1 protein-coding gene is annotated in these 501 nt (G+C 76.0%); it reads right to left on the minus strand.

Going from position 1 to position 501, the window contains the following annotated elements; translation table 11 throughout:
• Positions 1-501: enoyl-CoA hydratase/isomerase family protein (locus tag LPA54_RS36785; RefSeq protein WP_228984837.1), on the minus strand; the 501-nt coding region annotated here is incomplete at both ends.

The following is a 501-nucleotide window of genomic DNA, read 5'->3' on the forward strand; positions in this document are numbered from 1 at the left end:
TCCACCAGCCCCGTGCGCAGCGCCCGCTCCGCGTCGATCAGCTCGCCCGAGAAGAGGAGGTACTTGGCACTCGCGGGGCCCACCAGCGACACCAGCCGCCGGGTCGCGGAGGACGGGTAGACGATGCCCAGCTTCGCCGGGGTCACCCCGAACCGCGCGCCCTCCTCGGCGAACCGCAGGTCGCAGGCGGCCGCGAGCTGCGCCCCGCCTCCCACGCAGTGGCCGCGCACGGCGGCCAGGGTCGGCTTGGGGAAGGCCGCAAGGGCCTCCTCGGCGGCGACGGCCAGCCGCTGCGCCTCCAGCGGCGAGCCCTGGAGCGTGGAGATGTCCGCCCCGGCGCAGAAGGTGCCGCCGTCGCCGGTGAGCACCAGCGCCCGCACGGCCGGGTCGTCCGCCAGCGCGCCGAGCAGCGGGGGCAGGGACGCCCACATCGCGGCGGTCATCGCGTTGCGCTTCGCGGGATGACGGATGACGACCGTGGCGACCGAGTCGGTCACGCTG

It is taken from the genome of Streptomyces sp. DH12, assembly GCF_020873895.1.
Classification (GTDB): domain Bacteria; phylum Actinomycetota; class Actinomycetes; order Streptomycetales; family Streptomycetaceae; genus Streptomyces.